This is a genomic window from Flavobacterium sp. PL02 (assembly GCF_035013205.1).
GTDB lineage: Bacteria > Bacteroidota > Bacteroidia > Flavobacteriales > Flavobacteriaceae > Flavobacterium.
The window spans coordinates 1,445,561-1,459,020 of the sequence record NZ_JAYGJP010000001.1 but is presented as its reverse complement, the minus strand read 5'-3'; the positions used below and the strand labels follow the sequence as shown (position 1 = coordinate 1,459,020).

The 13,460-nt window shown below is 32.7% G+C and carries 11 protein-coding genes; all 11 read left to right on the top strand.

Features of this window, described 5'->3' with window-relative positions:
• The first annotated feature begins 12 nt into the window (after positions 1 to 12).
• Positions 13 to 546, top strand: a complete 534-nt coding sequence (locus SHI72_RS06185) for a mechanosensitive ion channel domain-containing protein (RefSeq protein WP_323489384.1) — start codon at positions 13 to 15, stop codon at positions 544 to 546.
• A 130-nt stretch (positions 547 to 676) separates the two neighbouring features.
• A complete protein-coding gene (locus SHI72_RS06180; protein ID WP_039118667.1) occupies positions 677 to 1,774 on the top strand; it encodes an AI-2E family transporter in 1,098 nt (365 codons plus the stop codon).
• A gap of 49 nt (positions 1,775 to 1,823) precedes the next feature.
• Entirely contained in the window at positions 1,824 to 3,647 is a 1,824-nt protein-coding gene (locus SHI72_RS06175) for a POTRA domain-containing protein (RefSeq protein ID WP_323489383.1), read from the top strand.
• Between the two features lie 225 nt (positions 3,648 to 3,872).
• Complete coding sequence (locus SHI72_RS06170; RefSeq protein ID WP_039118668.1) at positions 3,873 to 4,382, top strand: hypothetical protein; 510 nt, start codon at positions 3,873 to 3,875, stop codon at positions 4,380 to 4,382.
• 150 nt (positions 4,383 to 4,532) lie between these two features.
• Entirely contained in the window at positions 4,533 to 7,064 is a 2,532-nt protein-coding gene (locus SHI72_RS06165; RefSeq protein WP_323489382.1) for a PIG-L family deacetylase, read from the top strand.
• Between the two features lie 121 nt (positions 7,065 to 7,185).
• Positions 7,186 to 8,910: a sodium:solute symporter gene (locus SHI72_RS06160; protein WP_323489381.1), complete on the top strand. Its 1,725-nt coding sequence runs from the start codon at positions 7,186 to 7,188 to the stop codon at positions 8,908 to 8,910.
• Between the two features lie 113 nt (positions 8,911 to 9,023).
• Complete coding sequence (locus SHI72_RS06155; RefSeq protein WP_086894527.1) at positions 9,024 to 9,662, top strand: hypothetical protein; 639 nt, start codon at positions 9,024 to 9,026, stop codon at positions 9,660 to 9,662.
• 11 nt (positions 9,663 to 9,673) lie between these two features.
• Entirely contained in the window at positions 9,674 to 11,452 is a 1,779-nt protein-coding gene (locus SHI72_RS06150) for a type VI secretion system Vgr family protein (protein WP_323489380.1), read from the top strand.
• A gap of 13 nt (positions 11,453 to 11,465) precedes the next feature.
• Complete coding sequence (locus tag SHI72_RS06145) at positions 11,466 to 11,636, top strand: hypothetical protein (RefSeq protein WP_323489379.1); 171 nt, start codon at positions 11,466 to 11,468, stop codon at positions 11,634 to 11,636.
• Entirely contained in the window at positions 11,620 to 12,504 is an 885-nt protein-coding gene (locus tag SHI72_RS06140) for a hypothetical protein (RefSeq protein WP_323489378.1), read from the top strand. Before SHI72_RS06145 ends, SHI72_RS06140 begins: the two co-directional genes overlap by 17 nt.
• Positions 12,504 to 13,193, top strand: a complete 690-nt coding sequence (locus SHI72_RS06135) for a hypothetical protein (protein WP_323489377.1) — start codon at positions 12,504 to 12,506, stop codon at positions 13,191 to 13,193. The genes SHI72_RS06140 and SHI72_RS06135 overlap by 1 nt, the downstream gene beginning before the upstream one ends.
• Positions 13,194 to 13,460 lie beyond the last annotated feature (267 nt).

The following is a 13,460-nucleotide window of genomic DNA, read 5'->3' as shown; positions in this document are numbered from 1 at the left end:
AAATATACAATTATGACTACTTTTTTTACCGATTACGCCAAAGAAATATTTGCAACAGGAATCCTTATTGTAATAACGGCTGCGGTAAGAGTTACTATTACCCAACTGGTACGACGATACGCTAAAAAAGAGCATTTCTTAGAGCATCGAACCAATTTGATAATCAAATACATTCATTTACTAACCAATATCTTATTTGTAATAGGTTTATTTGTTGTTTGGGGTGTTCAAACCGATGATATTTTCCTTACCGTATCTTCTATAGCAACCGTTATTGGTGTGGCAATGTTTGCACAATGGTCTATATTAAGTAATATAACTTCAGGAATTATTTTGTTTTTCTCCTTTCCGTTTAAAATAGGAGATTCAATAAAAATTCATGATAAAGATTTCCCTATCGAAGCCGAAATCGAAGATATAAATGCATTTCACGTAAGTTTAAAAACCAAAGAAGGAGAAAAAATAATCTATCCTAATAATTTGCTTCTGCAAAAAGGAATCTCAATTATACCAGCTCAATTTGAAGACAAAGAGTTTTTTGATTAAGCTCTTTTATGGGAATTTTATAAGCTAACTTTAAAAATGTAGAACGTAAAAAGAGGAATAAAGCATAACATTTGTTTAACTTAGCTTTTATTAGTGGTAATAAAAGCTTTTTAACCTCAACAAATCAGTTATGGAATCAATTAAATTGCCTTTTTATGTAAAACTTGTGTGTGTTTTAATAAGTATAATTTGTATTGGTTTTATATTTGTTATTGGTAAAGACATCATAACATCAGTACTATTAGCCTTTTTATTCTCAGTATTATTACTACCCTTATTTTCATTATTGCATTTAAAGTTACGCTTTCCACATTTTTTAGCATCTATAGTTACAGTTCTTATTTTTGTACTTGTAATAATAGGGATACTCACATTTATCTCGTATCAAATTAGTGATATTGCCAATGATTTTTCTATAATTAAGAAAAATGCAATTGCCGTTTTTAATGATTTGCAGAATTTTATAAAAGCAAATTTTAATATCAGTAATGGAGAACAAAAAAAATATATTGAAAACGTTACTTCTGATTCTGTAAAAAATGGAGGAGAAAAACTAGGAACAGCATTAGGATCTCTTTCAGATGTTCTTTTGGATTGTACCATAATACCTATTTTTATATTCCTGTTTCTTTTATATAAAAAACACTTTACCCTTTTCTTGGCTAAATTGTTTAAGAAAGAACATCATACTAAACTAAAAGAGATATTAACTCAGATAAAAGTATCGATAAACAATTATATTGTAGGTCTTATTATAGAAATGATTGTAGTGGCTGTATTAACAAGCTTAGGCCTTTATATTATTGGGGTGAAATATTTTGTTTTATTAGGTCTTATAACTGGAATTTTAAACATGATTCCGTACATAGGGATTTTTATTGCAGGCGTATTAACCGTTTTAGCATCACTTACAGGAACTCCCGAAATTTCTATAATTCTGGGAATTCTGATAGTAAATATAATTGTTCAGCTAATAGATAATAACGTACTTGTACCATTAATTATAAATACTAAGGTCGAAATAAATGCCCTATTCTCCATCATCGGAATTATTGTTGGTGGCGGAGTTGCAGGAATATCAGGAATGTTTCTGGCAATACCTTTACTGGCTATTCTTAAAATAATTTTTGACAGGATAGAATCTTTAGAACCTTGGGGATATTTAATAGGGAATGATTTGCCGAAAAAATTTAGCTGGAAAATAAAGAAAACAAAATTAAAAGAATAGAATGCCGTTTTATATACTATTTAAAATGAATTCATAAAAATTACCTAACTTGATAATAAAACTATTTCAATATAAAACATACCTATTACTCATCATAGTATGTTTTTGCTATACTAGTTCTTTTTCGCAGGTAAATGAGCCTAAAAAAGATAGTACCGAAATGTATTCTAAGCTTAAATCATATACCAAGAAACATAAGTTCACTAATTTCTTTCACCGGTTTGTTTTTAGAACTACGCGTCCAAAAAAAAATCAGGAAATAATCCAAAAAGTAGATACTACCAATTATGATGGAAAAATTATACGCAAAATTACCATTGTAACCCTAGATCCTTTTGGGTATTCTGAGAGTGACTCGACAGTTACACCTAGAAATTGGGGAGAAAGAACCGGAAATAGGCTTCATCTAAAAACAAAACAATTCGCAATACGTAATTTATTATTATTTAAAAAAAATACGCCTTACGATTCCTACAAAGTACAAGAATCGGAGCGTATCATCCGATCTCAAAAATATATTAATACTGTAAGTATTTCAGAGCAATTAACCAGCGTACAATCTGATTCGGTAGATGTTACAATTCGAGTTCTGGATTCCTGGAGTTACATACCTAAATTTTCTATTTCCAGCAATCAGGTTGGTGTGGGAATAAAAGATAAAAACTTCTTCGGAACAGGTCAGCAATTAGAATATAAATTTACAAACCGTTTTAGTGATGGAAAAAACGCCAATGATTTTACCTATACAGTTCCTAATATAAAAAATACCTTTATCAATGCCACTGCAAAATATAATATCGATTTAGATGACAATTATAATAAAAGTATTGCGGTTGAGCGACCTTTCTACTCCCCTTTAACAAGATGGGCAGGCGGAGTTTATATTGGTCAGCAATTTAGACGAGATTCCTTGCAAGGACCTGATCTTAAGTACAGCTTTCAGAATTTCAAATACAATACGCAAGATGCATGGTTAGGAAAAGCATTTCCTATTTTTAAAGAAAAAGAAAGAAAAACCAACTTAATTATCTCAGGGCGTATTTTAAATGTAGACTATATAGAATCTCCCGAGCCACAATACGACCCTATTGGCTTTTATTCGGACGAAAAATTATTGCTTACCGGAATCGGAATCAACACCCGAGAGTTTGTTAAAGACAATTATATATTTAGAAATGGAGCTACCGAAGATGTTGCCACAGGAAGAATCTTTGGGATAACAGCCGGATATCAATATAAAAATACATTTTGGCGTCCTTATATAGGTGCTCAGGCATCATTTGGAGATTATCATAAATGGGGATTCTTTAGTGCCGATTTTGAATTTGGAACTTTCTTTCATCAATCTAAAACCTACCAAAGCGCATTTGCTTTTGAAGCCAATTATTTTACAAACCTAGTAAAAATAGGGAACTGGAAACTAAGACAGTTTGTAAAACCTGCATTAGTTATTGGTGCTAATCGAGAAAATACTGTCGGTGACCAACTTAATATTAATGGAAATAATGGTCTGCAAGGTTTTAACAGTCCAATATATGGTACTAGCAAAATGGTATTGTCATTACAAACCCAAACCTATGCGCCACATGCAGTAGTAGGTTTTCGTGTGAATCCCTTTTTTAATTATACCGCTGCAGTATTAGGAAGTACTGGCGATGCAATGATGAGAAATAAAGTATATTCTAAAATAACTCTGGGATTACTAATAAGTAATGACTATTTAGTTTTTAGTTCCTTTCAGTTATCTATTTCTTACTACCCAACAATTCCTTTTGAAGGCGATAATGTTTTTAAAACAAACACATTTGAAACCACCGATTTTGGATTACAAAATTTTGAATTAGCTAAACCAAGATTAGTCGAGTATAGATAGGCACAGAATATTCCCTCATTTTATTTTATTTTTCAGAAAAAAACTAAAAATAAAAACCAATCTAACACTTTATATATCAGCGTTTTTATTTTTAAATAAATAAATATTGTCTTTTTTTATCATTTTAAAAACTTTTTGTGGCACAACTTTTGGATTTCACAAATCAGATATCGAAATAGTCAAACATTTCAATATTGAAATTAAGAATCCAAAACCCCAGAAAAAATGAAAACACTAAAAATTATTACTTTCGGAATATTTCTATTTATTTCAAGTACCATGCATTCTCAAGTTTCGATAAACGTAAACATAGGCTCACCGCCACAATGGGGTCCAGTTGGATATGCTGAAACAGAATATTATTATTTACCAGACGTTGAGGCTTATTATGACGTTCGTGCCACACAGTTTATTTATTTTGGTGGAGGAAGATGGATTAGATCAACCAGTTTACCAAGACAATATAGAAATTATGATTTGTACGGAGGATACAAAGTAGTTTTAAATGATTATCACGGTAGAACTCCGTATGCTTATTTTGACAGACATAGAGTTCAATATTGCAAAGGGTATCGTGGTAAACCGCAAAGAACATACGGTTATTATAAAAAAGATCGTAATGATTACTACAAAAAAGACAAACACAATCGTCATGACAGACATGACCGTGATGACGACCATGACGATGATGATGATCACGGAAGAGGACATGGTCGTGGACACGGAAGACATTAAACAACATTTCGTAATTAAAAGAGAGTGCCAAGATATGGCGCTCTCTTTTTTTTTAACAAATACTTTAACATCTTTACATGTCATTAACAATTACCAGTTTCTATTATTACTATTTTTGAAAACAATCTTAAAAAATTAAATAATTCTCAGATGCACCGACTCCTTCTAAAGATTATCCTTTTAGTTCTTATTAGCTTACAAGCTGCTTTTGCCCAAAAACCACAAAAACCAAATTCGGTTGAAATTTACAATCAGATAAAAAAAGTAAATTTCTTGGGCTCGGTACTTTATATAGCTGCACATCCAGATGATGAAAACACAAGATTAATTTCTTATTTATCTAATGAAGTAAATGCAAGAACAGGCTACTTATCTTTAACCCGAGGCGATGGTGGTCAAAATTTAATAGGACCACAATTAAGAGAATTATTAGGAGTAATTAGAACGCAAGAACTTATCGAAGCCAGAAAAGTTGATGGTGGCGAACAATTCTTTTCACGTGCCAATGATTTTGGTTACTCAAAAACACCAGATGAGACATTAACTCTTTGGGATAAACAAAAAGTACTTGCCGATATCATATGGACAGTTCGTAAGTTTCAACCCGATGTAATCATTAATCGTTTTGATCATCGCACACCCGGTACAACACATGGGCATCATACCTCATCGGCGATGTTAAGCATCGAGAGCTTTGATCTGGCCAATAATCCCAGCATATATCCCGAACAATTAAAATATGTAACGCCATGGCAACCTAAGCGCCAATTCTTTAATACTTCATGGTGGTTTTACGGCAGTCAGGAAAAATTTGAAGCAGCCAATAAATCTAAATTTACAACATTAGAAACTGGGGTTTATTATCCCGGAATAGGAAAATCTAATCAGGAAATCGCAGCCTTAAGCCGCAGTCGTCATCAATCACAAGGTTTTGGTGCAACTGGAAGCCGTGGTCAGGATACCGAATATCTGGAACTTATTAACGGAGATACACCAAAAGACCCATCTAATATTTTTGACGGAATCGATACTACTTGGAATCGTATTAAAGGAGGAAAACCTATTGGAGAATTAATCAATACAATCCTGACACAATACAATTTTAATAATCCATCGGCAAGCATACCCGATTTGGTAAAAGCCTACACAATGATTCAGTCATTAAATGAAAATCATTGGAAAGTCTTGAAATCTGAAGAAATCAAAAAAATAATAGCAGCCTGTTCTGGTTTATACCTGGAAGCAGTTGCACAACAGCAAGAAACAACACAAGGAAGCACTGTAAACCTAAAACTAGAAGCTATTAATCGTACTTCGGTTCCTATGCAATTAGTAAGTATAACAACATTGCCTGACCAAAAAACTACACCTCAAAACATTGATTTAATTAATAATAAAGATCAAAAAATCAATTTAAAAACTCAATTACCAACTACAATTCCCTACACACAACCGTATTGGTTAGCCGAAAAAGCAACTATAGGAATGTACACCGTTTCTAATCAGGAAAACATAGGCGTTCCAGATATTATTCGTGATGTAAAAGTTATTTTTAATATTAAGATAAACAATGTTGAAATTCCGTTTGAGCGTACCGTTGTTTATAAATATAATGACGATGTAAAAGGCGAAATGTATGATTTCTTGGATATTGTTCCCGAAGTTACAACCACAATTCTAGAAAAAGTATTACTATTTAAAGATACTCAGACCAAAACAGTTGCTGTAAAAATAAAAGCAGGAAAAGATGATGTAAGTGGTAATTTACAATTAGAATTACCTAAAAGCTGGATAATTTCTCCAAAACAAATTCCGTTTACCCTGGCCAAAAAAGGAATAGAACAAATTGTTTATTTTGAAGTTACACCACCAGTAAACCCAGAAAACGCAACAGTAAAAAGCGTAGCGATTGTAGGCAATAAACGCTACGATAAAGACCAAACCATCATCGATTACAGTCATATCACCAAACAGCAGGTTTTAGCCCCAGCAGAAGCCAAATGTATTCGATTTGACCTAAAAACAACAGGAGATTCAATTGCTTATATTATGGGCGCAGGCGATGAAGTTCCTAATAGTCTGGCACAAATGGGGTACAAAGTAACCATCTTAAAACCCGAAGAAATTACACCAACAAGACTAGATAATTTTGATGTCGTAATAACAGGAATCCGTGCCTACAACACCATTCAGGCACTTGCTAATAAACAAGTTGTATTATTTGACTTTGTCAAAAACGGAAAAACAATGATAGTACAATACAATACAGCAGGAGATCTTGTAACCGATACTATTGCGCCATATCCTCTAAAAATTTCCTCAGATAGAGTAACCGAAGAAAACGCCGAAGTTACATTTCTGGCACCAAATCATCCTGTTTTAAGTACACCTAATAAAATTACTTCCAAAGATTTTGAGGGCTGGAAACAAGAACAAGGGTTGTATTACCCAAGTGAATACGACAAAGCCTTCACTCCTATCCTATCTTCCCATGACAAAGGAGAATCGGCTAAAAAGGGCGCGTTATTAGTCGCCCCATACGGAAAAGGATATTATATTTACACCGGCTTAAGCTTCTTTAGAGAATTACCCGAAGGAGTTCCCGGAGCTTATCGATTATTATCAAATATAATCTCATTAAAACAACCAGTACAAATCCCAAATAAAGAAATTAAGAATTAAAAGCTTTAATATGGCAACGAAAAAAATAAAAACATGGAAAAAAAGCTACACCTATGTGCTTGTAGCCAACGCCATCTATATTCTGATTTTTTATTTAATAATGCACTTATACTCATAACATATGCAACTATTTGATTGGATTGTACTCATAGTTACACTTTTATTTATTGTTGGTTACGGATCTTGGAAAACCAAAGGAAGCAAAAATGTCGAAGATTTTATTCTAGGCAATAACGAAACTCCTTGGTACACCGTAGGACTTTCGGTAATGGCAACACAAGCAAGCGCCATTACTTTTTTATCAACTCCGGGACAAGCATATCATGACGGAATGGGTTTTGTGCAATTCTATTTTGGATTACCAATTGCTATGATAGTCATTTGCGTAACCTTTATCCCTTTATACCACAAATTCAAAGTATTTACAGCCTATGAATTCTTAGAGAAACGATTCGATTTAAAAACCCGCTCACTAGCAGCAATACTATTCTTAGTTCAGCGAGGTTTAGGAACAGGACTTACCATATATGCGCCAGCAATTATCCTATCAGCACTTTTAGGTTGGAATCTAACTTTAATGAATGTCATGATCGGATTACTGGTAATTATCTACACCTTCTCAGGCGGTACAAAAGCAGTAAACGTTACCCAAAAACAGCAAATGTTTGTCATCATGTCGGGAATGTTTATTACCTTTTTCCTGATATTACATTACCTGCCAAACGATATGACATTTACTAATGCCATGCATATTGCTGGAGCAAATGATAAAATGAATATCGTAGATTTCTCTTTTAACCCAGAAGAAAAATATACCTTTTGGAGCGGAATCACAGGAGGATTTTTCCTTGCCCTTGCCTATTTCGGAACCGACCAATCACAAGTAGGACGGTACTTATCGGGTAAATCGGTAAAAGAAAGCCAAATGGGATTAATCATGAACGGACTTTTAAAAGTTCCTATGCAATTCTTTATTTTGTTAACCGGAATAATGGTATTTGTATTTTTTCAGTTCAATCCAGTTCCTTTAAATTTTAATCCAAATAACAAAGTCATAATCGAGAAATCGGCGTATAAAGACGAATATCATACGCTCGAGAAAAAACTCAACGTACTTTCTGAAGATAAAAAAGTAATCAATTTATTATACATCGATCAGTTAAATCAGGATTACGACAATCCGATTCTACGCAAAGAATTGGTAACATTATCTAATAAAGAAAGAGATTTGCGTGAGCGAGCTAAAGAAATCATTATAAAAGCCGACAGTAATAGTGAAACCAACGACAAAGATTATGTATTCTTCCACTTTATCCTGCACTATTTACCAAAAGGATTAATCGGGTTGTTATTGGCAGTAATCCTTTCGGCAGCCATGTCATCTACCGCTTCAGGGCTAAATGCATTGGCATCGACAACAGCAATCGACATTTACAAACGTAACCTCAAAACCGAAAAATCAGACAAGCATTATCTGTATGCAACCAAGTTTTTTACTCTATTCTGGGGGATTATCGCCATACTTTTTGCTTGTGTAGGAACCTTATTCGAGAATTTAATACAATTAGTAAATATCATCGGATCCATATTTTACGGAACAGTTTTAGGTATATTCCTGGTTGGTTTTTATATCAAACACGTACAGTCTAAAGCCGTCTTTTATAGTGCACTTATTAGCCAGATCACCATATTTATCATCTTTTATTACTCAATCTGGATTTATCCAAGCGGGCAAGAAAAATTAGGTTATTTATGGCTCAACTTTATCGGAGCAATATTAACCATATTCCTTTCCTTGCTAATGCAACTTACAATCTTTAGAAAACAAAAAGCCATAGTAGCTTAACATAAATCACATTTAGTATAAAAATGCTGTAAGACTTAGTTTTATAGCATTTTTTTTTTGAGCTATTTCCTGCTGTACACTATATCTTTTATGGCAAACCCTGCCATAAAAGGATGCCGTTCCCATCAGGGCTAAAACCTAAAAATCATACTTCTATTTTTCGCTTTAAGAAAATACCTTATTATATCATTCTTATAATTTATTTGGGTTACAGCCAAACAGCCTTAAACATATTTTTACCTCAACCTTACAGTCAATCAACTGTACCTAAAGTAATTATTATGCAAATAGAAAAAAAGGTAACCGAATTACTGACACAAAAATACACTTCAGAAATAGCTGTTTTTGCTAGTAATCGAGATATTAGACGTAAATGCATTCTCGATACCGATAATGGTACTTTATTTACAGTATCAGATAATGCTATATACAGCTATAGAGATAAAGACCAAAACTATTGGGTAACAGTTCCCAAATCTTTCATTATCAATCAAACCGTTCACTATCCAGTAGTTGGAGATGAGTTTACGCTTAAAAATGGCGTAAAATATTATTTTACTACCAAAGAAGCAGTTATAGCAATTGCAACAACCTATTTTGAAAAGTTTACAGACAACAATTACGGAATAAAAAAGAAATTCAGTTATCTGATTTTCCTCGACGAAAGTTGCACAAGTAAATACTATGCAGAATTCAAGCGTTTTAAATCAAAAACACACGAGAAAATAGAAGCCTATTTGTCATATAATTAAACTAAGAAATCATGTCAAAATTTTCAGAACAAATACATATAACAATTGATGAATTTACCCAAAATGTAGTTTATTATGACTTAAAGCTTTCGCAAACTATGATGGATCATCATCATTTTTCGTTTGTATGGCAATATACAGGCAAAGCAGTGATTAAACCCGCTGACCAAGCTGCTGCACTTCGCAAATATAAGGGACGAGAAGTAATTTTTACCTTCATCGTCAACGGAACAAGATTAATGTCTAAAGGAATAATTTCAAAGCTAAAATCTGTTGATGTAAACGGTAGCCCAGTAGGTTTATATGTAGAAGGTATAAGTCACACGATTTTATTGGACGATATGAAAAAATCAAGAACCTTTCTTGATCGTAGTATAAAAGAAATAGCTTTAAAAATATTTTCAGAAGAAACGGCTGGCGAGTTTTACCAAATAGATGCTATTGAACCTACATACACAAAATACCTTGAATACAAACCACAATACAACGAAACCAGTTTTGAGTTCCTAAAACGACTCTCGGCACGTTACGGACAATGGTTTTATTTTGACGGAATGCGTATGCAATTTGGGCAAACTAAAACATCCAAAGTAAAACTAATCAATGGAGCAACTTTACACAATTTTAGTATTGAAACCAATTTGGTATCGCATAAAACCTCATTTGCAGGATATAATTATACCAATGCAACACCATTAAGAGGTGCCGAAGCAAAAACCAGTGCAGGAAGTGCCGACAGTTTTGCGAGAGTAGTTGGCGACAGACAAGCATCGGTAGCACAACCCGATTTAAGTATCGCCGCTTATACTAATCAGGCAAAAGATGCAACCGAAATTACCGAAATAGTAAAACTACAAACAGCGGGTAGAGATGCAAATAGTGTTTTTTATAGCGGAATCTCCTATTTGCCAATAGGATTAGGACAAGTATTTACAATCCAGAATCAAACTGTAGAGCACGAACTTATTGCAATAGAAGTAATACACCACTCAGAAGTAAACGGTAATTATAACTGTGAGTTTATAGCCATTCCTGCCGATGTAGCTGCACCACATTATACCAATATCGAAGTATTTGCTACTGCCGAAAGCCAACCTGCAAGAATAACAGATAACAACGACCCCGAAGGAATAGGACGTATAAAAGTAGACTTTTATTGGGCAGCTGGAAGCACAAAAAGTGAATGGATGCGTATGGTACAACCTTATGCAGGAACAGGTCGGGGTTTTTATTTTATACCCGAAATTGGCGATGAAGTACAAGTAAGCTTTGAAGGCAATAATGTCGATTGTCCTTACATATCAGGCACCTATTATAACGGTAAAGAAAAAAGTGAATATGCAACCGAGAAAAATGATTTTAAAGTAATAAAAGATCGTTCAGGACAGTATCTGGAATTTGAGGTGTTAAAAAACATAACGCTTGCCGATAAAAAAGGAAACAAATTTCATATTGACAGTACAGGAGATACGCTAAATATTACTGCATTAAAAACAATAAATTTAAATGCCGAAAACATTAATCTGAATGCTTCAGAGAGTATTACTAATACTGCAGGCAAAGATATTATCCAAGAAGCAAATAATGATGTTAATATAAGTGCTGGTGGAAAAATTACCGAAATGGGTAATGAAAAATTAGATTTTATAGACGAAAAAATTACAGTAACCTCTGCCGAATATACCGAAGTTGCCGAAAAAATAAGTCTAAATACCACTCAAGGAGATATGACCCTAAAGGCATCTAAATCGATTATAGCCAATAGCGGTGAAAAAAGTAATTTTAATTAAATAAACTATTATTATGGCAATTATAAAACGAGCAAAAAACATTACAATCAAGATTACAAAAGGCTATCATATATTGGCAAGCGAAATAGAAAAAACAGCAGAAACTATGAAAATAGTAGCTACCTATGGAAATATTGAATTAAACAGTACAGAAAAAATTATAAAAAATGGGAACATCAATTAGCCTTGGCGATTATGAGCCAGAAGAAAGAAAAGAACCTTGGGAGGAACACCCTAGAATAGATTTAAAATGGGCATATTATACGCAAAGTATTTCTATGAGAATAAATGGGCTTAGGCATTGTGTAACTGCTCTAACAAGTTTAAAAAAATATTCAGGTTATGGATACGAAAAAGCTGATGGCTATCCATATCAACAAGATAAGAATATATATGCGAGTGCTTTAAATATATACATTAATAACATAGGTGAAATAATTGGAGGTGATTGTGTATTGACAACTTATAGAACTATTGCTGATAGAAATGGTAATGAAACGTTAGATAAAGTTTATGGCGTAAAAAAAGAAAAAAAACTATTAATAGAAAGTACCGAATTGCATAATCTTGTAATTAGAGAGGGTAAAGTTAGATTTAGAAACGGGAACGAATATGTATTAAATACTTTTCTTAGTTATATAAAAGAAGCTACAATCGTAAATAGAACACTTGATCAGAATTATACAAGGGTAATGATAACCGAAGATAAATCTGAAATAGAAAAGATACTTGGTAGACTCGCAATAGTTGGAGGTATAATAGGTTTTATTCCTATTTCTGAATCTGCTGGGACACTAATAGTTGCGCAAGAAGTCGTAAACGTGTTTTGTTTTCTATTGGATATTGATTCTGAAATTAATACATTAGACAAAGCCTTTCCTATGTATGACATGTATCAGATAGGGAAAAAATCATTCCATCAAGACTATCTTCTAGTACAAGGGCAAGATGGAGAGTTTTACCAAAAAAAACAAGGAAAAGTAGAACAAAGACAAGAGAATATTTTAGACGGAATTTTGCCAATTGTAGAATATAAAAAAAGAATGATATAATGAAAAAATTAATCGTGTTATTGCTGATTTTATTTATGTATTCTTGTGTGAAAAATGATAATATAAATCATTATAGCAATCAAAAAGTAACAAAGAAAGAGCTGATTTCGAATGGTTTTTATAGATACTCTATGACTCATTTGGAGGGAAGTTCTGAAAAGAAACTAAAATTTATAGATAGTTCTAAAGAGGATCCTAACGTTCCAATTAAATTTGACACAATTATCATTGAGGCTTATTCTAATGTTAAGCCACAAATAATAAATGGAATTCCTAAGAGACCTCTCCCAATATTTATAAATGCTTCTGAAAATGATATAAATGGAAAAATAATTACATACTTCTTTAGAAATGACACTTTAGAATTTAAAAGTATAATGATGCCAATTTATGCTAGGGCAAATAGAAAAGAAATATTTAAAACTAAAACGGACATTAAAAAGTATTACGATAGTCTCAAAATCACAAACAAAGAAGTTCCCCTTGAAAGACTACGTAATCATAATGACAGTATGGGATTACGCGTTAAATTTATAATTAATAATTATGAATCCTATTTTTATTTATCAGACAGGAATGAAATGATTACTTATTATAGAAGTAAAAAAAGAGGAGATGAGGATAAGTTAGTATGGGATTTATACGGTGAAAATTCGTCGTATAAATTTATACCCAATGATAATCAATGACTTAAGAAGTTAATAAGAAAGGAACCCGAAAAAAGAATGCGAATATTTATTTCCCAATCTCTTAGAAATTTTTATTTAAATGCCTTGACAATTTATATAGACAATAAAGGCCAAATAATAAAAGGAGAGAAAGTGTTAACTAGATTTAAGCTCATTTAAATCCAAAAATAGAGATGTTTTAAACACTTCATTTAAAGTAAAGCAAGAAATAGAACTTTGTGTAGATGGTGAAGAATTGCATAATCATGTCATTAAAAACAAGCAAAT